The sequence below is a fragment of the Dellaglioa sp. CoH-56-MRSF-11 genome (assembly GCF_056782135.1).
In genome coordinates this window covers 1-239 of record NZ_JBXAYE010000164.1, presented here as the reverse complement: position 1 = coordinate 239, position 239 = coordinate 1, and the positions used below count along the sequence as shown (strand labels likewise).

At 53.1% G+C, this 239-nt stretch carries 1 protein-coding gene; it reads right to left on the bottom strand.

What is annotated here, in order from left to right; translation table 11 throughout:
• Positions 1 to 227 (bottom strand): hypothetical protein (locus AC1RPT_RS08240; protein WP_481763064.1); only part of this gene is annotated, 227 nt, incomplete at its 3' end.
• Positions 228 to 239 lie beyond the last annotated feature (12 nt).

Genomic DNA, 239 nt, shown 5'->3' with positions numbered 1-239 from the left:
GCCTGCTGAGTTAGCTTCGGTGCTGCTTGCTCCGCGTTGTTGAGCCGCGAATTATCGCTGTCGCGGCGATCATTCTCGGCCTTGGCCATTTTGTTGATGGTGGCCTGCTGAGTTGACCACGCAGAGTCATAACCCAGCTTGTAGCCAAGTGCGGCACCTGCCACGAACACTATCAGGACAAGCGCGATCTTAATCGCGTAGGTCTTGAGAAAATCAACAGCTATCATGATGATCCTTCA